Raw genomic sequence first — 22,160 nt, 5'->3', positions numbered from 1 at the left:
CCAACGGCGCACAGCGGGTCTTGACCTTGCGCGTCTGCGCGATGAGTAACCGATGGCAGCTGGTACGCCAACACATTGAACCCTTCAACACGGCCAGGGCGGCGTAGCGACAATTTGGGTTGCACCCTTCCAATGTCCTTTTTTCAATTGGATCTATATCAATTAAATATTAAATATACACAAAATTATATTGTTTCATTAGAAGAGAGACTCAATATCAATTCCATGCATGAAGATAGTTTGTATTCTAATAATAAAGATATAAAGTATATAATGTCTTACTCTTGTCCTTTCGACGGGTTCATGATATGCGAGGTTCGAGAAAATAAAAGAACAATGTTTTATCAAAGCACAATTTTCTTGCTAAAAAAGAAAAGAGGAAAATTTAGAATAATAAAGAAGTCGGTAATTAGTCACAATTGATTTCAAAATCTTTTTGCTTCAATAAGTGAAAAAACTGTTTTTTTGCTTCCGTTTTACTCCTTTGTAAAACAGATTACGCCCAGGCGCAATGGTCTAGTCAAAACTCCCCACATGGACAAGCCTTTGCGTCGATCAACTTCTACAATGCCAATGTGGGTTGGGTGTGCGGTTCGAACGGGGCGGTGTATCGTACCTTCACAGGTGGTTCCAACTGGATTACGACCGGGCTCTTTACCAGTTCCTCCCGACCGGGGCGGGTACGAGCAGTAGCACAGGAGAGCATCAAAAAGTGTGGGGCAGTACCTTTTTGGGTTAAAAAACTATTCGCTCCGTTTCTACTTGGCCAGTCAGAAAGTAGGATTGCCCCACACTTTTTGATGCTCTCGTCACTTCCTAAGCCCCTGTATTATTAGGCTGTGCACTCTTGCGTGGCCTGCATATTGTTACTGCTATTCTCGCGAATATAGTGACTGGCACAATAGATATATGCAGCAGCAGCGATAATCGTGCTGCTGCATATAACACCCATACTAATGTTTGCCGCCAGCAAATGCTCAATGTGATTTGGTGGGCTGCTAATCCTCTAAGGCCCAGCGATAATTTCTGTCATTTTATCAGGTGACAAATATTTCTGTGCTAATTTCTGTAGATCTTGAGAAGTAACTTGGTTTACTTGCGCTAAAAAATCTGAGTAATAGGAATTTGGAAGTTGGAAAAAGACTAGGCTTTTATATTTGTCACACTGCTCAAAAACGGTGCTTAGTTCATTAGCGAATTTGCCAGTCATATAATTTTTGACAGTCTGTAGTTCAGTATCTGGAATTAGCTCATCCTGCAATAATGAGAGTTCCTTGTATATTTCATAAACTGTGGCTTGCGTAGATGTTGCATTAACATCAGTACCAATTAGAAAGCTATTGGCGTGCTCCCTGGAGCTTATGCTAGCGTAAATTCCATAAGTAAACCCTTTGTCTTCCCGAATATTCTTCATCAAACGAGAGCCGAAATAGCCGCCGAGTACTTTAGTTAATACTTGAAGCTTGTGTGCATCGGGGTGGTTCAGCGAAGGCCATAAACGGCCAATACGCAAGGAAGACTGCATGGCATCAGTAACCTGAGTATATTTCTTGGACGAGGAGGCTATTGGCTGCGCAGACGGCGACAGAACATGAATACTGGATTGAGATACAGCTATTTGGCTAATAGCTTGACTAACAAGCCGCAACTGTTCCGTAGTAACATCGCCACAAAGAAAAACCTCAGCGGCGGCTATACTATAAGCTGACTGATGGAAGTCTTGTAAAGCGTCACGACTTACTTTATTGAATTCTACTTCATCAAACATGCGCCCATAGGCGTACTCTGCCCCATAGAGAGTGTAAGCAAAGCACTCCGATGCTAAATAGCTAGTTTTCTGCCGTTCGATTTGAATGTTCTGGGTGGTCCGTGCTTTGAGTTGGGCCAGTTCTGTTTCAGGGAAAGAAGGCTCACAGACTACATCCAATACCAGCGGTAAAAGCTTTTCAAGGTGGCGGGCCAGGCAATATAGCGTGAGAGTAGCCTGATCGTAGCCTTGCTCGCACTCCAGCGAGGCCCCATAAAATGCGGTTTCGTCAGCAATCTGTCGGGCGGTGCGTGTGATAGTACCTTCCAGAAGCATACGGGCAGTCAGCAACGATACGCCAGATGTTGGCTCTGCCCATTTACCAGCTGGGAATACTAATTGAAGCCGGATAACGGGCTGAGCATTATTGCGGATGCTATGGAGACGGGCACCGTTGGGGAGCGAAAACACGTCAGCCGCTGGAAGCGTAACGCTGGCCAGCGGCTGAATGGGAGGAGCGACTTGACGGTCGAGCATAGAAACGAGTTAGTTGACGGGGCTGGAGTCGCTGCCGAAAGCCTCTTCAGACTTGTTGAAGTTGAAATGCAAGGATACGCGAATAGTTTGAGCCAATGGATTAGCACGTTGATTAGGCACCAAATAGGTGCCGTCTACTCCGAACACTTGGTAGCGTACGCCTATGCCAAAACTGAGGTATTGCCGGTCGCCTTTAACAGGGTTCTCATAGAAGTAGCCAACTCGGGCCGCCAGTAAATCATTGTACCAGTACTCGAGGCCAGCCGAAATGTTAATTTCCTTCAATTCCTCGCTAAAACCACCGGGCGCGTCGCTGAAAGAGCCGACAATGCCACTGATCGGTGATTTAGCCCGTATTTCCGCATTTTTCGCCTTAATGCTTTTGCCAAACCCTACTGTATCACCTTCCATGTAGAAGGGAGTAGGTACTAAGAGTTTACTAGCGTCAACGGTCAGCGTAATCTTATTGTACGCATCCAGTTCACGGGTAATAGCGGTTCCGAGCTTCAGCGTGGTGGGCAGGAAGTCGGCCTGTAGCGCGTTGGTATACGTCATTTTATTACCAACATTGGAGACCGTAGCACCAAGCGCCAGATTGTAGTCGCCGGGGCCAATGGAGAGGTCTTTGGTGTAGTAGGCACCCAAATCGACGGCAGCTGCATTGCCGGGCCGGCCGCTGGCCGATTCGCCCGTGAGGTTGGATCGAATGTAGCGAGCCGTAATACCGACGCCGAAATTTTCGCTTAGCTTTTGTCCGTACGAAACGCTGACCGCATACTCCTTCGGGTTGAAGTCGCCTAAAGAGCGGTTGTCTTTGTCGCGGAAGGAAATTGTGCCCAGATCAAAATACATCAGCGAAGCCGAGATGGCCGAGCGCTGATTGAGTTTGGCAAAGCCGGACAGATAGGCCAAGCCCATGTCGTCGGTCACGTTACGGAGCCACGGCGAGTAGGAGGGAGAAACACCGTATTTGCTCGTTACGAAGCCCAGCTTGCCCGCATTATGGTAGGACGCGTTGGCATCAGGGGAGATGGCTACGCCCGCTTCGCCGAGTGCCGCCGAGCGCGCATCAGGGCTCAGCGTCAGAATGGGTACGGCAGTCGTAATCGTGTTCGGTGAACTCTGAGCCTGAGCCGCGATAGAGAAGCCCAGCAGGCCGGGCAGTAACGCTAATCGCAAAGGCAGCTTCAACAATGTCATAAAAGAGAACAAGAAGAGCGGAAAGTAAACGAAAATGGCGGAATATATTCGAGACTTAATTAAGAATAACCAGTTTCTCGAACTTGGAAGCCGTAGCTCCGTCGTGCTGGGAGCGGACACTCACCCGGTAGACGTACACGCCCCGGGCGAGCTGGTCCTCGTATTCGTCGCGACCATTCCAGGTAAGGGCATCTAGGTCGCGACCCACGTGGGGGCCACTGCTGACGACGGTAGTGCGCAGCGTACGGACCAACCGCCCTGATACAGTAAAGATCTGCACTTGCACGTCCAGATCTTCGGTAGTGCGATTATGGTCAAATTGGAAGGTGGTTTTGGTGGAGAAGGGGTTTGGGTAGTTCAGGACATGTGCCAAGGCTAGCTTTTCGGTACTGGCTGCAATGAATTCTACTTCCTGCTGCGCAGAATTGTTGAACGTATCCCAGGCTTTGAGGCGAAGTACGTGTGGACCGGTAGTGAGGTCTTTGAATAAGTATTTCACTTTGCCCGACTGGAAACTGTCCACGTTGGCAGTGTAAAAGTCATTGAGCACCGTGAGCTTGGAGGGGTCGTTATCGAGAGTAGCCGTGATTTCGTGGCCAATGCCAGCACCGGCGGTGTTTATGCCGCTCAAATCGGACAGCAGGGCAATCAGCGTAGTGTTTGTGCCAGTGACGCCACCGAAGACAAATGACTCCTTATCCATGAACAAGCGCATCCGGGGTGGAATCGTGTCCAGCTGGGCATTCGGATCGGCACCACCAACGGCAGTTTCGCGGTAGCCGTTGGCATCGATGACATGAACGGAATCTTTGGCGTAGAGTTGGATCTTGCCCATACCAACACTATAGTTGATATCCTTGGGAACGACGAAGTTCACTTTGAACCGGCCATTGCGAACCGTGGCCTGACCATCGTAAATGATATTCTCCTGCACAATGATTGGCAGGACGACATCATCAAACTGATTCTTCAGCGTGTAGATAACAGCCGGCTTTTCGTAAACCGTGACGTGTGCCTGACCCGTGAAAGTGGTGTTGATGGCCTGCCCAGACTTGACTACGCCAGACAGCTTAACGGTGGACAGTGCTCTGAGCGTATCGCTGGCAGTTGTGCTGGTAAGCCTCCCGTTGATAGAATCGAGTGCTACCTCCTGCTGGGCGTAGGCTAAGCGGCTGGTTGGGTCGCCCAGCATGACAAAGTTGCGGTTGTTGCTGCCGCTGTTGCTGGCGTTCTTGGCAACCATAATGGCCTCTCCCAGCCGGGGCATTTGCCCGTCAATCGATTTAAAGGCGGTCGTATAAAACTTACTGGTCAGCGCGAAGCTCAAGTGGGAGAAAGCCAGACGAGTAGTCGTCAACAGTCCTACTGCTCCGCCTTCCACATTAGTCAGCGCCAACTCGCCACCGGAGTCTTCTTCCGGGTTATCAAAGGTGCCAAAATCACACGTGCCGGTTACCATGAAGGTGAGCTTATTCCGGTTCTTGAGCGCCAGCACGGATTGTTTGGTTACGATCTGCTCATCGGCCAAGTTTTTGGGGCCGCCATGGCCGCTATAGTGCACGATGAGCGAACCTTGCTCAATAGACTCATCAATGGCCCGATTACACTCCGGTGAGCGTTGACCACCGGAGGCGATAGTTTGCGGGTACAGATCGAGGTAGATTTTGTGAATGTTGTACTCGGGATGAAACCGAGTGATACTGTCGGCCTGAGGGTCGGCGGAAGTACTGATGTGGATGGATCCGTCGCCGTCGTCGGCTACGAACGTAATGCGGTTCCGCCACTTACCGAAGCTAGTGGGCGCATCATAGCGAATAAGCTTGTTGACGACCAAGGCCGCCTGAGCCGTGGAGCGGGGCTGGTCGCGGGGCGTGCGAATAGGCAGCCGACCAATGCCGATATCGATAAACTCGTTGCTGCTGCTCTCGTCCCATTCGCCTTCGTCATCGTCGAGCAGGCCAAAGTAGTCGTCGGAGCAAAAGGTAACGCCTTTGCCCTGCGGAAACGACAGCGGGCGGGCGTAGGTCAAGGAGAAAGACTCCCGCGACTCATATGTCGGTACGAAGTTTTGCGCAATCTTGTCCCCATTCAGGGGCGACCGATCAGCCCACCACGTCGGTACTGCTTTGGGGTCGTTGGTGAGGTCAGATTTGTAATCGTAGGAACCATCGCCGAACAACAGCAGATAGTTGCGCTTGCCAGTGGTGTTGCGGTCGTACACCATTTTCATCAGGTCCCGAATAGCCGTCACATCCTGCCCACCCGAGCTAAACTCATTATATACCTCCGTGGTCGTTACTACCTCCACGTTGAGATTATCATGGGAGCGGCGGTGAGCGGCCAGCCGGTCGGCTTCTGCTTTAAAGGGAGGATAGGTAACGATAACCAAGTCGAGTTTGCCATTCAGATTCAGGCGGGCGTGCAGGTCCTGGTTGCCCACCTTGCCGAAAAAGCGGGGAGGCGCGGGAAAGTCGGTGCCCGTGAAAGCCACAAATTCGCGCAAGCTGTCGGTGGGGGAGACGAAATTGCCCGTGCTGCCAAGTGCCAGCGGCCGGGGGTGACGCGGATTCGTGACGTCCCAAACCGAAGCCGCTGCCGAAGCACCCAACAGGAATTCGCTGAACGGAACCGTAGGCAGCGAATTGAACGCCAGCTGACTGCCTGTGAGGCGCAGGCGGCGGGGAGCGTTTACCTCCAGATAGTCGAGGTAGCCTTGCGCGGCCGGGTCAGATGGACTGCTAAAGGTGAGTCTGACGCGTAAATCGGCCGTTGGCGTACCGGGTATCGGGTAGGCGAAGGTTCGTAGGTCGGAGTTAGCTATTTCCGGAAAGTTTCCCGGAGAGCTACTGATGCCCTGCAAGGGTTGGGAGCCAAGTGAAGTGCCATTCAGGGAAAGTTGAAAAAGGGCGCTGTTGGTGTAGGCCACCGCCCCAATCAACTGCGAGGTGAGCTGTAGCGTGGAGCCGGGAACCAAGTCGGGGATGGTGAAGGCCACTTCCCGGGAGGTAGTATTCGTAGTAAATCCTTCACCGAGCCATTGCCGCCCAGACTTCCCCAGGTTTATCAACTCCTGTTCGTGAAACTGCCGCTCTGTAAACTGATTGACGGTAGCAGTAGGAGTCCCGGTGACAGTGCGCGCCGGGCCAACTCGCAGGCCGGGCGCAGTACCTACCGTGACGAAGTAGTAGGCGGTATCAGTGTATACATTCAGGTGGTGCCGAAACCGGGGAACCGGGCCTTTCTCCAAATCCCAGGTATGGGGGCCACGGGCGTAAAACAGCACATAGTCGCTGTCGTCGAAGCTGTTGTCGTTTTCACCAGCTACGTAGATGGCGTTTTCGACCAGGTCATCGGGTCGGTAAGCGCTATTGGCTTGCGGGAGGGTGCCGACTGCGTTGCCATAGATTTTGAGGCGGCGCGGGTCGCGGCCCTGCATGTCAATGCCGAGTGCCGTCAGGGCTTTTTTATCGAGCTTGTAGATTCCGCTGGTCGCTACGCCTACCTTAAACCAGTCTCCCTGCTTCAATACGGAGGAATTGGCATACTTCCGGCTTTGTACGCGGGTCGGGCGGCTTTGCTGGGCGTTCAAGGCATATACATACTCAAACGAAACTAGCTTTTCGGCCTGGCCCGTCTGGGGGCTGCGCCGCACGGCCTGCACCAGCGCAAACGTAATGGGCTGCCGCTGCTCGGTGCCGGTAGTCAGGCTCACATCGGCGGTTGCTGGCAGCGTAGCAGCATCAAAAAGCTTGGCATCAGCCGGCGAAAAAGCCTCATACACAGCATTGCGCACCTGACCCTGTACGATGCGGCCGGGAATGCGCAGCTGGTAGTTCGGGTGTTGCTCGCCGGGGCGGAAAGTGCCGCCCCCGAAAATAGGTACCCGCCGCAGCCGGCCGGCCTGATTAGCAGCCTGCGCGTAGCCCTTCCATACCAATTGGCCTCGTACTACCTGCTCGGTCTGGGCCTTCGCCGGCACGACCATACCAAGAGTCAAGCACCATAAAACAACCAGTAAAGTAGAGTAGCGCATAAGCGTAGGTCTGGGGCAACAGAAAAGCAGAAGAAGTGATGAGCTTGCAACACACTCACTATAGAAGCGGTTCATCACCGCAGTAGCTACTTAACTACCGGAAGGCGCAAATATTGTGAGTTTCCAAGCAAAATATTAGCTGTAAGCGGGACGAACCACGGAAAGCAGTACATACAACAGCACAACGAGCGGAATAGCGGCGGCCTGCAGCACGACCAGCAACGCAACGGCCAGCAGCAGAAAGATGAAGCGGAGCGAATTGTCCTGCCAGGTCAGGTTTTTGAATTTTAGAGCGAACAAAGGAATTTCGGCCACCAGCAACCCGGACAGCAGAATAGTAAGAGCCAGCAATACCCACGGATTCAGCAGAATGGAGCCGAGGGCAAAGGTATCATGCGCCAGAATAAGTGGCAGGGAGGCCACCACCAGCGTACAAGCCGGGGTTGGCAACCCGATAAAGGAAGTAGTCTGGCGAGTGTCGTTGTTAAACTTAGCCAGCCGCAGTGCCGAAAACACCGTCACGATAAAGCCTGCGTAGGGCAGCCACTCGGGCAAACCTGCCTCGGGCCGGGCCAGCAGCTGAAACAGAATAGCGCCCGGCACCACGCCAAATGAAACCATGTCGGCCAGCGAATCCAGGTCTTTGCCAATAGGGGAGGAGGCATGCAGGGCCCGCGCCAGCAGGCCATCAGCAAAATCGAAAGCGGCGGCCAAACCCACCAAGTACGCCGCCGTTTCGAGGTGGCTGGTAAAGATGTTGCACAAGGCTAAGCAACCCGCAAACAGATTGAGGCAGGTAACCGCGTTGGGAAGGTGATTCTTCATGCAGAGAAAAGACAAACGAGCTTAGCGCAGAAATGGATTGGACCGGCGCTCCGCCCCAATGGTAGTAGCCGGGCCGTGGCCAGAATACACGGTAACTTCATCGGGCAGCGTGAGCAGCTGCGTGCGGATGCTTTCCAGCAGGGTTCTATGGTCGCCGCCGGGCAAATCGGTGCGGCCAATACTGCCCTGAAACAGCACGTCGCCCCCGATGACTACCTGGGTGGGGGCATGGTAGAAAACGACGTGGCCAGGTGCGTGGCCGGGTGCGAACCGAACTTCCAACTCGGTGTCGCCAAACGTAACGGGCGTGCCCGGCGCGAGAAAACCCGTGGGCTCGGCCGGCTGGTACTGCGCGAAGCCGTAGGCGGGAGCATAGGTGGGAACGGCCCGCAGGGTGCCCAAATCGGCTTCGTGAATCAGAAACGGCACCCGATAGGTGTCGAGAACAAACTTATTGCCGAACACGTGGTCGATGTGGCAATGGGTGTTGAGTAACAATACTACCTGCAGGCCCTCGGCGTCGATAAACGACCGGAGCGCCTGCTGCTCAGCGGCATCGTAGCAGCCGGGGTCCACGACTACGCACTGGCCAGTGGAGTCGTGGAGCAGGTAAGTATTTTCGGAAAAAGCGTTGAAAGTAAAACCAGAAACGGTCATGCAGCTTACTGAATAAGGCCGGCGGTAGCCAAGCGGATTGGGCAGGTAAGGTACGAGTCTTCCCGTGAACATGCACGCCCTGGCCCGGCCCTGAAATACGCCGCACTGCCCGCATACGCCTTCCACTACGCTGGTTGCCCACGCTTCGGCTGGCGGCGGCCACTGTTGTTTTCATCTTACCTTGCTTGCCATGACGGCTTACGATTATCTGATTATTGGTCACGGGGTGGCTGGTGCTACCTTGGCTCATGAGCTGCGGCGGCGGGGCAAAAGCATTCTGGTGCTCGATACTTACCAACCCGATTCAGCTTCGAATGTGGCGGCGGGACTTATGAATCCGGTGGCGGGCCAGCGCTTCGCCCTAACGTGGCGGGCCACCGAGCTGATGCCGGCGGCAAAGGCTTTCTACCAGGCGCTAGAGGCGCATTTCGGGCAGCAATTCTTTGTGGAAGCCCCTATCCTAAAGCTGTTTTCGTCGGTGGCTGAGCAGAATACCGTGCTGGCCCGTAGCGCTGACTCGCCGTGGCAGGATTTCGTGGAGAAAATTGAGCCGCAGCCGGCGGCTTTGCCGGGCGTGCGGCAGGAATTTGGTGGTGCCACTATCCGGCACGGCGGCTACGTGGCGCTACGCGAGCTGCTGGCCGCGCTGGCGGCCGAAGGGCTGCAAAATGGCTGGCTGCGGCGCGAAACTTTTGACCCGCACCAGCTTGTTGTCGAGCCAACCGGAGTTTGCTACGCGGGAGCGGTGCGTGCGCCGCATATTATCTTCTGCGAGGGCAGCGCGGCCACCCAAAACCCGTACTTTACCTGGCTGCCACTTCGGCCCAACCAAGGAGAGGTGCTTGATATAGAATGCCCGGGCTTATCGGCGGCGCAAGTGCTCAACAAAGGGGCCTACGTAGTGCCGTTGGGCGAGGGGCGTTTTCGCGTGGGCGCTACCTATCGGCAACTGCCCTTTGCGGAGCACATTACGCAGCAGGCTCGCCACGACCTCAGCCACAAGCTGGGAACGATGACGGACCAGCCGTTTTCGGTAGTGGATCAGCGCATGGGCATTCGTCCGGCGGTGCAAGACCGGAAACCGTTGGTGGGCACGCATCCGGCGTGGCCGGTTATGAGTATATTCAATGGCTTCGGCTCCAAAGGAGTAATGATTGCTCCACGGCTGGCCGCCCATTTTGCCGATGTGCTGGCTGGCACTGCGGAACTGTGGCCCGAAGTCAATATTCAGCGGTATTCTGCGTTATATATGGCTCGCCAATCGTAAGGCGAGTCTCTTCTTCTGCTTTCTCTGCTTTCTCTGCTTTTCGCCTTCTCTATGAAGCACTTATCCTTACTCATGGCATTGTCGGTAGCCTTGCTGCTGCCGGCCGGAACAGCCCAGGCCCAGACGGCGCAGGAGCCTTTTGGACGGGTCCGCATTCAGTACAAGGACTTCGAATGGCAGCAGCTGAGCACGCAAAACTTCAGCATTTACTTTTATGCCGGGGGCGAAACTACCGCTCGCCGCGCCGCGGAGTACGCCGAAAAGGAATTGCAGCGTGTGACCTCGCTCATTGGCTACTACCCGTATTCCAAAACCACAATCATGCTCTATAACTCCGTGGGCGACCTGCGGCAGAGCAATGTGGGCCTCGATACCGACAAGTACCAGACCGGCGGCGAAACTGAGCTGCTGCGCATGAGCAAGGTGCAGCTGGCGTTTCAGGGGCAGCAAACCACGTTTAAGCGCGACCTGAGCTACCAGATTACGCGGGTGCTGCTCAACGATATGATGTATGGCGGCAGCCTGAAGGAAGTTATTCAGAGTAGCTACCTGCTGCAACTGCCCGACTGGTTCGTGTCGGGAGCCTCAGCCTACGCCTCGGAAGGCTGGAGCGTGGACATGGACGACTACATGCGCGACATGACGCAGAAAGTGGAGTCGAACCGGCCGGCGCAGTTTTTCGTGCGCAACCCCGAGCTGGCTGGCCAAAGCATCTGGAACTACATTGCGGAGCGCTACGGCTACACCACCATCCAGAATATCCTGAACCTGACGCGCATCACGCGCGACGTGGAAGTCGGCATCAGCAGCTCCCTCAATGTGCCTTACAAAGTGTTTCTGAAGGATTGGGTGGCGTACTACCGGCAGCTGAACGTGCAGCCTCAAACGCCATTTGTGGTGCCCGAAGAAAGCCGGCAGATGGCCCGCAGCAACCGCAAAGGTATTCTGTACTCGCAGCCAGTGTTGAGCCCCAACGGCCAGCAGCTGGCATACGTCTCGAACGAGCGGGGCCGCTACCGGGTGCTAGTTGCCAACCGGGATGGCTCGAGTCGCCGTGTGATTCACCGTAGCGGCTACAAAACTCCGGATCAGCAGGTCGAAACGCGGCTGCCCGCGCTGGCATGGCGCGGCAACGGGCAAGTAGCCGTGGCCGAAATGGCCAAAGGCAGCATGAGTCTGCGGTTGCGGCCCGCCGATGGCGGTGCCTCCGGCATCCTGGCTCGCTTGAAGGAAGCGCTGCCGTTTTCGGGTGGTGGCTCCACCATTTTCACTTCCTTCTCCCAGGTTCTGGACCTCAGCTATTCGCCCGAAGGCAAGTCGTTGGTATTTAGTGGGGTGCGCAACGGACAAAACGACCTGTACCTGCTGCGGGCCGGGAGCCGCACCCCCGAAAAGCTGACCAGCGACGTGTTCGACGACGTGCAGCCCGTCTTTCTGCCCGGTGGCGGCGGCATCGTTTTCAGTTCTAACCGCTGGCTCGATTCGGCTGGCACGGCCAAGGGCTCGTTTGGTAGCGTGGTCAACAACTACGACCTGTTTTTGTATCACCTCGACGGGCGGCCGCAGCCGGTGGAAACGCTGGTGAGCACTATTTCCAACGAAGGCCGGCCCCGGGCACTATCCGACGACGAGATTCTGTTTTTGGGCGAGGAAAGTGGCATCCGCAGCATCTATCGGTATTCGCTCAAAACCAGGCAGCACGTACCCGTCAGCAGCTTTGCGGCCAACCTGGAGAGCTTCGACTACAACCCAACGACTGGTGCGCTGGGCTTCGTGGCCGCCGATAAGTCGCGCGACTTCGTGTATCTGTATCCCAGCTATGTGCTGCCCGAAAATCTGACGTTGTATAAGACTGCCCGGCAGGAAACCCTGGAAGACCGCTCCCGTGCGCCGCAAAAAGCCGCCGTGCAACCTGCCAAAGCGGTAGCAACCGATACCCAGAACGGTGCTGCCCCCACCACGGCTCCCCGCAAAAGCGACGGGCAGATCAACACCAGTGACTATCAGTTCGAAGAAGACGTGCCGAGCCGGGCCAACGCGCCCCGCCGCAAGCGTACCGATGTAGTGGCACTGCCAACGGCTCCGCCGACTGATGCCTTTGCCGTGGTCGGCCCGTATAAGTACGACCGGCGCTTCAGCATCGACAACGTGGTTTCGTCCCTGTATGCTGATCCGCTGCTGGGCATGGGCCTGATCGGGCAGGCCAATATGTCGGATCTGTTCGAGGACCACCGCATCCGGGCCGGCATTTTCGCCCTCACCGATTTGCGCACCAGCAACATCTACGCCGAGTATACCAACCTGCGCAAGCGCTACGACTGGAGCATCGGCTACCAGAAACAGGCGTATTTCTTCGACAGCGAGATACAGAACCAGCGGCTGCGCTTTGGCCGCCACGAAGTATCACCAACCATTGCCTATCCACTCACGCATAACATTAGTGTGCGTGGCGGCCCGCGCTTCGTGAATGTCAACCGCACGATTGTTACCGAGTTCAAAACGGACGATGACGCTAACCGCAGCTACATCGGGTTCAGCGGCGAGCTGGTATTCGACAATGCCATTTCGACGGGCGTAAATATGATGGAAGGCACCCGCATGAAAATAGGGGTGCTGAAGCTCAATGGTATAGATGATGGTAACCAGGATTTCGGTAAAATCTACGTTGACCTGCGGCACTACCAGAAAATCCACCGCCAGATTATCTGGGCCAACCGGGCCAGTTTTGGCTCCTTCTTCGGGTCTGCGGCCCAGACCTTCCGCCTGGGTGGCATGGACAACTGGCTGAACGCCCGCTACGAGGACGGCCGGCTCACGCCGCTCACGCCCACTCTGAGCGACCCCACGCAGCTCTTTTACCAGCAGTTCGTGACCAACCTGCGGGGCTTCGACTACAGCAAACGCAACGGCCCCCGCTACGTACTCTTCAACTCGGAGCTGCGCGTGCCCATCATTCAGTACCTGTCGCGCAAGCCTATCTATTCCGGCTTCTTCCGGAACCTGCAGCTAACGGCCTTCGGCGACGCGGGCTCGGCTTACTCCGGCTCCAACCCGTTCAATGAGAACAACTCCTTCAACACGCAGATCAAAGGAGGCTCGGGCAACGGTTTCAAGGCAACGGTCGTCAACTTCCGCAACCCGCTGCTGGTCGGCTACGGTTTCGGGACGCGCACCACGCTGCTGGGCTTCTACGGTAAGGCCGATATTGCCTGGGGCCAGGAAGACTATGTGCAGAAAGGCCCTAAGTTCTACTTTACCCTGGGCTACGACTTCTAACAGAATACTTGTCGCACCTTGGATTTGTATTCCCTCGATAAGGCTCAGGCTATATCCTGACGGGCTGCCCCGAGAAAGTGCTACTACCACTGCTGAATCGGCGGTACATTGGTACTACTTGCTTTAGAACAGAAAAAGCCTTCTGCACGCAACAGAAGGCTTTTTTGCGTGGCCTGGTATTTCTCAGCAGGCGGCCGGCTCGCGAATATTGAACGTAGGTGAGGCCTATCCGGAGGTTGGGTTGTATCTTTGCGGCCTTGTTCACCAGCCTTGTGCCGTGTTGCTCCTCCGCGAGATTTGGTATTTGATTCAGAAGGACTTCCGCCTCGAATGGCGGCAGCGGGCGGCGCTAAGTGGCATGCTGCTCTACGTAGGTAGCACCATCTTCGTCTGCTACCTGAGCTTCGCGCTCCGCGGTGGCGAATTGCCGGTGCCTGCTTGGAATGCGCTGTTCTGGATTATTCTACTCTTCACGGCTGTGAATGCCGTGGCCAAAGGCTTTCTGCAGGAAAGCCGGGGCCGCTTGCTCTACTACTATACTTTAGTGCAGCCCCAGGCGGTTATTCTGGCCAAGATTGCCTACAACGCTTTGTTGCTGTTAGGGTTAGCCTTGGCAGGGTTTGGTCTGTATGCCGTCGTGCTCGGCAATCCGGTGCAGGATATGCCGCTGTTTCTGGCGAACGTACTGCTGGGGGCCGTAGGTTTTGCCTCCACTCTGACGCTGGTATCGGGCATTGCTGCCAAGGCGACCAACAGCAGCACGCTGATGGCCGTGCTGGGGTTCCCGCTCATGATACCTATGCTGCTGCTACTCATCAAAGTATCGAAAAACGCGCTGGACGGACTGGAGTTCGAAGCCAGCCGTAGTGCTTTGTTGACGCTGGTGGCCCTCAACCTGATTGTGAGTGCCGTGTCGTACCTGTTGTTTCCCTTTTTATGGCGCAGCTAACAAACAGCGCCAAGCGGGCCGGCTCTACCTCTTCGGCTGGAAATAGAGCCATGTTTGGCACAAAACAGCGGTCAGCTTGTTTCTTCAGCAACGCCGCCATACACCCACTGAGCACGGTTTACAGCTCTGCTCGTCTTCTCCCTTGCCGCAAATGAAAAACTGGTGGAAAGCCCTGACCGTTGGGTTGCTGCTCTACACGGCAGTGGCCGGCTTGCTGGTGCCCGTGCCTCAGCTGGCTATTCTCAACGAAACGATCCGCAACCTGTACTTCCACGTGCCGATGTGGTTCGGTATGACCTTCATTCTGATTGCTTCGGTGGCGTACTCCGTGCGCTACCTGCGGCAGCCCACGCCCGCCCTGGATATTCAGGCGCATGAGGCGGCCCGCATCGGTATTCTGATGGGCTGCGTAGGGCTTGCTACGGGAAGCATCTGGGCCAAGTACACCTGGGGCACCTGGTGGACCAACGACCCCAAGCTTAACGGAGCGGCCATTGCCATGCTGATTTATGGCGCATATCTGGTACTGCGCTCCTCGTTCACGGATGAGCAGCAGCGGGCCCGCGTGTCGGCCATCTACAACATTTTTGCCTTCGCCACGGCCATGCCACTGTTCTATATTTTGCCCCGCCTCACCGATTCGCTCCACCCCGGCGCGGGTGGCAACCCGGCTTTTGCCAAGTACGACCTTGACGACAACATGCGGCTGGTATTCTACCCGGCTGTTATCGGCTGGACGCTGTTGGCCTTCTGGCTGGCTCAGGTGGCCAGCCGCATTGCTTTGCTCAAACAAAAAGTATATGAAAAACAGTTTGCGTAACACCCGCGCGGTGCTGCTCTTGCTGGCGGCTCTGCTGCTGCCCGTGCTGCACGCCGCCGCCCAGTCAGAAGCTCCCGAAATGGCCGACGTCTTGCGCCAGAATGGTAAAATCTACGTGGTAGTGGCCGTCATTACGGTGGTGCTGGCGGGCTTGCTGGCCTTCCTCATTTCCCTCGACCGCAAAGTGAGCCGCCTCGAGCAGGAATTGAAAGACCAGTAGTCGTAGTTGATGACTGGTTCCCAGCCGGCAAGATCCAAAACTACCAGCAGCCTCCCGCTTGGTCGAAGGTGAACGGTGCTTGCCACATAATCGAGGAATGATTCCGGCCCGACGGATTTTTCGGGACAGTTTGGTTGTTCAGTAAAGCCGGCCCCTTATGCCTGGCACCGTTGAAGCATCATGAAAAAATCTCATATTCTTGCCATTGCTGTCATTGCCGTTGCTATCGGCATCATCATGAGCACCGTCGGCGACGCCAGCGTCTATGTTTCCTTCCGGGAAGCGCGCGAGCGGGCTGCCGATGGTAATCTGACCAAAGTACACGTAGTAGGCCGCTTGCCGCGCGACGGGCAGAAAAACATCATGGGCCTGGAGTATAATCCTACCCTCGACCCCAACTACTTCGCCTTCACGCTGGTCGATACCAACCGCATTGCCCAGCGCGTGATTTATTTCAACCCCAAGCCCCAGGATTTTGATAAGTCGGAGCAGGTTGTCATCACCGGCGCGATGCGCAACGAGGTGTTTGTGGCCGACAAGATTCTGCTGAAGTGCCCTTCAAAGTACGTGGAGAAGGACATCAAAGGCGCGACGGCCGCCCGCTAGCCGAGTACCGGGGAACGAACGGCCGGAGTGCTAAAACGCAAGAACGTTTGGCCTGCTCGCCGGTTTCCTCAGTACGCAGTACCATTTATCAAATACGAAGCACATGCTTAATACCTTCATCGGCGACCTGGGGCACATCAGTGTGATTGTGGCGTTTGTGGCCGCCACGGTAGCGGCGTACTCCTACTACATGGCGGCCCGCGAGAAGCCGCTGGGAGAAACCGATGCCAGCTGGCTGCGCCTGGCGCGCACGTCGTTCTTGGTGCACAGCGGAGCAGTGATGTCTATTATCATCTGCCTGTTCACCATTATCTACTCCCACCGGTACGAGTATTATTACGCCTGGAGCCACTCCAGCAACCACCTGCCGGTGCATTACATGATTTCCTGCTTCTGGGAAGGTCAGGAAGGCTCTTTCCTGCTCTGGATCTTCTGGCATGTCATCATCGGCTTGGCTATCATGCGTTTCAACCGCAAGTGGGAAGCACCGGTAATGGCCGTTTTTGCCTTCGTGCAGCTGTTTCTGACCTCCATGATTCTGGGCGTGGTGCTGTTCGACGTTAAGCTGGGCTCCTCACCCTTCATCCTGCTGCGCGACTTCCTGACCGATCTGCCGGTGTTCAAGACAAACCCCGATTTTGTACCCAAGGATGGCACCGGCCTGAACCCGCTGTTGCAGAATTACTGGATGGTAATTCACCCGCCCACGCTGTTTCTGGGTTTTGCCCTGACGCTGGTGCCGTTTGCCTTCGCTATTGCCGGGCTCTGGAAAGGCGAGTTGAGCAAGTGGATCAAGCCGGCGTTGCCTTGGGCCTTGTTTGGCGGCTTAGTACTAGGAGTTGGTGTGATGATGGGGGCCTACTGGGCCTACGAAACACTGAATTTCGGCGGGTATTGGAACTGGGACCCGGTCGAAAACGCCGTCTATATTCCCTGGCTTGTACTGGTGGCCTCCATCCACGGCATGGTGCTCTGGCAGCGGAGCCGCACAGCCCTGCGCACGTCCTTCGTGCTGGTTATTGCCAGCTTCCTGCTGATTCTCTACGCTACTTTCCTGACCCGCAGCGGGGTACTCGGCAATGCGTCCGTTCACTCCTTCACCGATTTGGGATTGTCGGGCCAGCTGCTGATCTACCTGCTGGCCTTCATGGCTCTGGCTATCGGGCTGCTGGTGTGGCGCTGGAAATCTATTCCGGTATCGGAGAAGGAGCTTACCACCTACAATCCCGAGCTATGGGTGTTTGTGGGTGCCACGGTGCTGTGCCTGGGAGCTTTTCAGGTATTGTTCACTACCAGCATTCCAGTGTATAATGCCTTTTTGGGCTTTCTGGGCATAAAATCTAACCTCGCGCTACCCGCCGACCAGATTGCGCACTACACCAAGATTCAGCTTTGGATGGGCGTACTGGTTGCTTTCCTCACGGGCCTGGCCCAGATCATGTGGTGGCAGAAGAACGACAAGAACACCCTGGCCAATTCCCTGGCCGTGCCGGGCATTATCACCCTGCTTAGCGCCGCCCTGGTGATTCTATTGGTGCGCTACAACAAACTGCAGATGAGCGGCACCTACATTGTGCTTCTGACCACGGGCCTGTTTGGTGTGTTAGCCAACTTGGGTGTCGTGCTGACGTTGATTAAGCGCCGGGTGGCCTTGTCGGGCGGTGGCGTAGCGCACATTGGCATTTCGCTGATGCTGCTCGGGATTCTGGCGTCGGCGGGCTACTCTAATATCATTTCCAAGAACGTGTCGGGTCTGGTTTACTCCAAGGAGTTTCCCGAAGATCTAAACCGCGACAACGTACTGCTGTGGCGCAACGACGCGGCCCCGATGGGTGGATACGACATCAGCTACACCGGCCAGTACTACGATGTGCCCGGCGTGCCCGGCTACGTGAATAAAGAGCTACTGTTCCGTACCGACGATGAGTATAAGGCACTGGCCCGGGCCGATATCAAGGCCGAAGGCAAGACGTACTACAAAGCGGGTGACACCCTCGAAATATCCCCCGAAAACACGTATTACCGCGTCGAATACAAGCAAAAGGAATCCGGCGAAGTCTTCACGCTCTACCCCCGGGCGCAGGTCAACGAGGAAATGGGAGGCTTGCTGGCTTCGCCCGATATCAAGCGCTTCGTCGACCACGACATCTACTCCCACATCAGCTCGGTACCCGATCCTAGCAAGGAAAAAGATTGGAGTGAGGTGAAGGAATACACGCTGGCTATCGGCGACACGATTTATCTCAACGACTACTTCGCCGTATTCCGTGGCGTGGAGCCCGCTCACGAAACCGCCGGCCTCGGCTTGGCGAAAGGCGACTTGGCTATTCAGGGCGACTTCCTGGTCTTTGGGGAGAAAAAGCAGTACCACGTACATCCGATGTTCGTGGTGCGAAACCGGCTTATCGGCCGCGTTTCAGACGAGGTAGAAGACCTCGGGCTACGCCTCACCTTCATCAACGTCGATCCTTCTGATAAGAAATTCACGTTTGGCGTCAGCACTACCCAAAAGGATTATATTATCCTGAAGGCCATGGAGAAGCCGTTCATTAATTTGCTCTGGAGTGGGACGCTACTCATGGCCGTAGGCTTCTGCATGGCCCTGGTGAAGCGCCGCCGCGAGGCCAGTATCGGTAACGGTGCCACGCCGGTTGTCGCCGGCCAGAAACAAACCCGTGAGCCTAAGCAACAGCTGGCCTAGGCATTATACAGCTCATTCATTCGCAAAAAGCCCCAACTGGTTACAGTTGGGGCTTTTTTATGGCTACTTCTCTCACCACACCAATGCTAGGTCAGCAATTTTTCCCAGCTACAGCAAGCATGTTGCTCGCTATAACGCGACCGACCTACTCTTTGCAGGAACGAAATTCCTACTCAGGATAGGTCGGTCGCAGATTACGAATGGTTTTGAAGAGTGTCTTTCTTTATCTGGCTCCTGCTGACCAAATCATGTCTACTGCTTTGTTAGAACCCTTTTCAACGAAGCGGTGGCGGTGTTACAACCATATCAACGAGGAAGAGAATAAAGTTTTTGCAACGCTCTGCATGCGCTCCAGCACCATAGCGGGTAGACAACAAAAAAAAGGCAGCCATAAGGCTGCCCTTTTCAATGCAGTGGGCGGAATTACTTCTGCACCACGATGTTCCGGATCATGTACTCGTCACCAGATTTTACTTTGATGGTGTACATGCCATTAGACAGGCTAGAGAGATTGATTTTGTTCTCGAAGTTGTCGCGAATAGTAGCCGTGTGCACACGCTGACCGAGCAGGTTGGTTACTTCTACCTGCATCGCGCCTTTGGCGTTAGCGCCCCGTACTTCTACCGTGAATTCGCCAGCCGAAGGGTTGGGATATACGTTGACTGCCTGCAGCAGAGCATCCGAAACGCCGGTTACTGCTGATGTAATGGCTACATCATCAACGAAGATTACGAATTCGTTCGGATTGCTGAACGCGTGGAAGCCAATGAACACGTTGCCGTTGGCAGTAGGCGAAATAGCCATTACCTGGTTGGCACCCGAGCCAGCAGTGGTCGTAACGTACGTCGTGTTCGTGATATTGGTATTTCTCCATAGCAGATTCGTCTGGCCGGCTGGGGTAGCAGCAGCACCAAACTTTACCTCCAGCTTCTCAGAAGTAGCGGCACTTGGATCAGCCAGGGTCTTGTATTTGAACGACAACTGATAGCTCGAACCAGCGCGCAGGAACAGCGAAGGAGTGTAGAACCAGTCATCGCCACCTTTGGTTATGTCAGCTTCGTTGTAGAGGTAAACCATGGAGTTCGGAGCGGAAGCCGAGTTGGTAGGAAGCGGCTCCCAGGTATAACCGTCACCATTAGCATCCGAAACCGTGATTCCGCAGGGCAGAGTCGTGTTCGGGGCGATGTTATCGAAGTTCTGGGTGTACGGGAAAGTCGTGATAATTGGGGGCGTGCACAACGTCGCGAAGGTGGCGGGGCCAACCAGGGCGCTTTGGTCCGTAGCGCCGCAGTTGGAGCGGATGTACACCTGATACGTCGTCGAAGGCGTGAGGCCCGTGATGGTAAAGGGCGACGTAGTAGCCGTTACAGTTGTGCCAGCACTGGCTGGATTGAAGCCGCTAGGACCGTAGATAATGGTGTAGCCAGTAGCGCTGGCCGGGCCAGTGAAAGAAACTGTACCCGAAGTAGAGCTGTTGCTCGTAACGCTCACAGCCGTAGGAATAGGGCATGTAGCAGCACCTATAGTATTGGCTTCGATCATGATACGGCCAAGGTTACCGGCAACCTGGTCGCCGGGAGCACCACCGCCAATAGCAATGCTATAGAAAGCACCGGGCCGGGTTGGGTTCTCATTCTGCGTACCGATGGGGAAGTGGGGAGTAGCCGAAATACCTTGGGCAATACCGGCGTAGAAGTCACCGGCCGGAATCGATACCGGCGTAGGCAGCGTAAACACTTTATCGGTGTTAATATCTGCTGTTGCTACCGTGTAGTCGGGCGTGCGGCCCAGAATGGCACCGGCGCTATTGGTTACGACGGCGTACACTATTTTGCCCACCGAGTTAGGGTCGGCCAAACGGGTCGTGACGGTGGTTACCTGACGCGGGGAGTTGGTCGTGTATTTAACCGCCAGAATGTTGCCGGTAGTGCTGGCACCAAAGCCGATGCTGCTGGTAGCTGCTACACCGGGCTCCGCTATGGCGAAGGCCCCTGTAGTTACCTGCTGGACATACGTCTTGGTGTTGTTTGCTGCCACATCATCAGCTGCCGCCGTCACCGTAATCGTTTCGTTGCCTACTACCGTAGGGGTGAAAGGATCGAACGATACCGTTGCTACGGCACCAACGGCCAGCGTGGCAATGGTTTTGGTGCTGGTAAACGTGTTGACGCCCGCCACCGTCGCCGTAACCGCGACGTTGGTCATGGCACTGCTACCTACGTTGCGAACTACTGCCTGAATAACATGAGGAGCCGCTGCCGGAATAGGAAGCTTGCCTAAAGAATATACTGCCAAAACTGCCGCGTCGATAGGCTGGGCAGATAGAAAGCGGTAGGTGCGGCCCGCATCGGGGCGTACGCTGCTGCGTATATTGTGCGCGTTGGTAGTGGCCGAATACACGGTGCCACCGAAAGTAGTAGCCGACCAAGCCGTTGCTGAGCCTTTGGTGCCTACTACGGTCTGGTTGACGGCGCTGCCGGAACCTTTAATGCCGACAATCTCAAATTTAGCTCCCTCAGGACCCGCACCAGCAATAGCGCTGCTGTACACGAAGTCAATAGTGTTACTGGTCTCGTAGAGCTTAACCTGGAACGAGAAATTATCCAGCTGGGTGCCTAAAATAGTCGTTGAGGTAGCCGTAGTTGTGCGGGGCTTATCCTTTACGTTTTTCCACTGGATGGTGCACACGCGCTGACCAGGAGTACCGTCCACGAATACCCGGTACTCCGATGGGCCTGCCGTAGCGTCGACCAAGTCATCGTTGAAGGGCAACAGCAGGTTCGTCTCGCCAGCAGCGTTCAACGGGCCACCGGTGTTTACCTGGCTGCCGGGTGAGAAGAAAGGCGCGGCCGGAGCCGTGGTACCCAGCTTGATGAAGCCGTTCGTATTTAGTACGAAATCGTTGAAAGCTACTCCGTTGTAATTGAAGGTGAAGCCAATAGGCGTAGCGGCCGAGTTGGCGTCGTCGGTGTTCGGCGTGGGAATGAGGGTACCCTTTGCGCCAAGATCATCGTAGGCAGTGACAATGTTTTGCACCCCGAACTGATTGTAGTTCAGGCTTTGGGCTTGGGCTGCTGTTGCTCCAACGCTCAACAGAGCAGCGAGAGCCAGCTGCCGCCAGCGTTGAGTGGTGAGACTCGTTTTGTACCAGTTGGTCATAAGGTAATGGGTTGGTAAGGAGGAAAGGGAGAATGAAAAGTGGAAAGAGCCGAGCTTTGGCAGCCAAAATATGCCGGCCAGAAAGCTTCGAGAGTACAAGATGCTAAAAATCCTTCAAAATAGATAGCCGGAAAAACAAACCCGTGACGTGCGTACTTTTCGG

General features: G+C 55.2%; 13 protein-coding genes. 7 read left to right on the top strand and 6 right to left on the bottom strand.

Annotated features, from left to right (window positions below; translation table 11 throughout):
• Window positions 1-1,006: 1,006 nt before the first annotated feature.
• The 5 genes from E5J99_RS08625 to E5J99_RS08605 all read right to left on the bottom strand — a co-directional run bounded on the left by E5J99_RS08625 (window position 1,007) and on the right by E5J99_RS08605 (window position 8,999).
• A complete protein-coding gene (locus E5J99_RS08625) occupies window positions 1,007-2,284 on the bottom strand; it encodes a M16 family metallopeptidase (protein WP_135497311.1) in 1,278 nt (425 codons plus the stop codon).
• A 9-nt stretch (window positions 2,285-2,293) separates the two neighbouring features.
• Window positions 2,294-3,496, bottom strand: a complete 1,203-nt coding sequence (gene porV, locus E5J99_RS08620) for a type IX secretion system outer membrane channel protein PorV (protein ID WP_245318819.1) — start codon at window positions 3,494-3,496, stop codon at window positions 2,294-2,296.
• 43 nt (window positions 3,497-3,539) lie between these two features.
• Window positions 3,540-7,517 (bottom strand): type IX secretion system sortase PorU, encoded by a 3,978-nt coding sequence (porU, locus tag E5J99_RS08615; protein WP_449549458.1) that lies wholly within the window; start codon window positions 7,515-7,517, stop codon window positions 3,540-3,542.
• Between the two features lie 135 nt (window positions 7,518-7,652).
• The gene (locus tag E5J99_RS08610; RefSeq protein ID WP_135497309.1) at window positions 7,653-8,342 is read right to left on the bottom strand and encodes a CDP-alcohol phosphatidyltransferase family protein; all 690 of its coding nucleotides are present in this window, start codon (window positions 8,340-8,342) and stop codon (window positions 7,653-7,655) included.
• 21 nt (window positions 8,343-8,363) lie between these two features.
• Window positions 8,364-8,999 (bottom strand): MBL fold metallo-hydrolase, encoded by a 636-nt coding sequence (locus E5J99_RS08605; protein ID WP_135497308.1) that lies wholly within the window; start codon window positions 8,997-8,999, stop codon window positions 8,364-8,366.
• 190 nt (window positions 9,000-9,189) lie between these two features.
• Here E5J99_RS08605 and E5J99_RS08600 point away from each other — a divergent pair, with 190 nt between their 5' ends.
• The 7 genes from E5J99_RS08600 to ccsA all read left to right on the top strand — a co-directional run bounded on the left by E5J99_RS08600 (window position 9,190) and on the right by ccsA (window position 18,838).
• Window positions 9,190-10,266 carry an NAD(P)/FAD-dependent oxidoreductase gene (locus E5J99_RS08600; protein WP_135497307.1) on the top strand — a complete coding sequence of 359 codons (1,077 nt, stop codon included), beginning with the start codon at window positions 9,190-9,192 and terminating at the stop codon, window positions 10,264-10,266.
• Between the two features lie 51 nt (window positions 10,267-10,317).
• Window positions 10,318-13,542, top strand: a complete 3,225-nt coding sequence (locus tag E5J99_RS08595; protein WP_245318818.1) for a hypothetical protein — start codon at window positions 10,318-10,320, stop codon at window positions 13,540-13,542.
• 280 nt (window positions 13,543-13,822) lie between these two features.
• Window positions 13,823-14,491, top strand: a complete 669-nt coding sequence (locus E5J99_RS08590; protein WP_262712986.1) for a heme exporter protein CcmB — start codon at window positions 13,823-13,825, stop codon at window positions 14,489-14,491.
• Window positions 14,492-14,642: 151 nt separating this feature from the next.
• Window positions 14,643-15,311 (top strand): cytochrome c biogenesis protein, encoded by a 669-nt coding sequence (locus E5J99_RS08585; protein WP_135497306.1) that lies wholly within the window; start codon window positions 14,643-14,645, stop codon window positions 15,309-15,311.
• On the top strand, window positions 15,292-15,531 hold the full coding sequence (locus tag E5J99_RS08580; RefSeq protein ID WP_210114420.1) for a CcmD family protein: 240 nt from the start codon (window positions 15,292-15,294) through the stop codon (window positions 15,529-15,531). The genes E5J99_RS08585 and E5J99_RS08580 overlap by 20 nt, the downstream gene beginning before the upstream one ends.
• A gap of 180 nt (window positions 15,532-15,711) precedes the next feature.
• Window positions 15,712-16,137: a cytochrome c maturation protein CcmE domain-containing protein gene (locus E5J99_RS08575; RefSeq protein ID WP_135497305.1), complete on the top strand. Its 426-nt coding sequence runs from the start codon at window positions 15,712-15,714 to the stop codon at window positions 16,135-16,137.
• 103 nt (window positions 16,138-16,240) lie between these two features.
• Entirely contained in the window at window positions 16,241-18,838 is a 2,598-nt protein-coding gene (ccsA, locus tag E5J99_RS08570) for a cytochrome c biogenesis protein CcsA (RefSeq protein WP_135497304.1), read from the top strand.
• Between the two features lie 423 nt (window positions 18,839-19,261).
• Here the strand turns inward: ccsA and E5J99_RS08565 are convergent, their stop codons facing one another.
• A complete protein-coding gene (locus tag E5J99_RS08565) occupies window positions 19,262-21,997 on the bottom strand; it encodes a T9SS type A sorting domain-containing protein (protein WP_135497303.1) in 2,736 nt (911 codons plus the stop codon).
• Window positions 21,998-22,160: the final 163 nt, after the last annotated feature.

The sequence above is a fragment of the Hymenobacter elongatus genome, assembly GCF_004745955.1.
GTDB lineage: Bacteria > Bacteroidota > Bacteroidia > Cytophagales > Hymenobacteraceae > Hymenobacter > Hymenobacter elongatus.
The sequence above is the reverse complement of the archived record's forward strand: the minus strand, read 5'-3'. Positions and strand labels throughout refer to the sequence as shown.